General features: G+C 36.2%; 1 protein-coding gene. It reads right to left on the bottom strand.

Annotated features, from left to right (window positions below):
• Positions 1 to 14 precede the first annotated feature (14 nt).
• Positions 15 to 669, bottom strand: a 655-nt coding sequence (locus HLA95_RS30425) for a chromo domain-containing protein (RefSeq protein ID WP_222185185.1), incomplete at its 5' end; no start/stop codon positions are given.

The raw sequence follows: 669 nt of genomic DNA, 5'->3' as shown, positions 1-669 counted from the left end.
CCGCAAAATTCTAACTAGCCCTCGAACAAATAAGGATATTTAGCTATCATATTAGCTTCTGATTCCCATGTTGCTTCTTCCACATTCTGATTCCTCCACAATACTTTAACCTGTGGTATAACTTTATTCCTCAATACTCTTTGCTGTCTATCTAAAATCTGAACTGGAATTTCTTCATATGAACCATCTTCTAGATACTTATCAGCAGGCAAATCAATAACATGAGTTGGATCGCGTAAACTCTTTCGAAACATTGAAACATGGAAAACATCATATACTTTAGACATACTTGATGGCAAAGCTAACTGATATGCTACATTTCCCACTTCTTTAATAACCTCAAATGGACCAATGAACCTTGGCACTAGCTTACTTCTCTTTCCAAAACGCACCACTCCCTTGCGAGGCAAAGCTTTCAAATAAACAAAGTCCCCAACTTTAAAATTTAAATCTCTGTGGCGTACATCATAATAACTCTTTTGTCTACTTTGGGCTGTCTGCAAACGATCTCTAATGATTTTAATCTTTTCAGTCGTCTCTCTGATATATTTTGGTGTATTAACATGTTTTTCACCAACTTTTGCCCAACAAATTTTAGATCTACAGGGACGGCCATAGAGAGCTTCATAAGGTGTCATTCTAATGCTAGCCTGATAACTATTGTTATAA

Source organism: Geminicoccus harenae (assembly GCF_019800005.1).
Classification (GTDB): domain Bacteria; phylum Pseudomonadota; class Alphaproteobacteria; order Geminicoccales; family Geminicoccaceae; genus Geminicoccus; species Geminicoccus harenae.
This window is presented reverse-complemented; position numbering and strand designations above follow the sequence as displayed.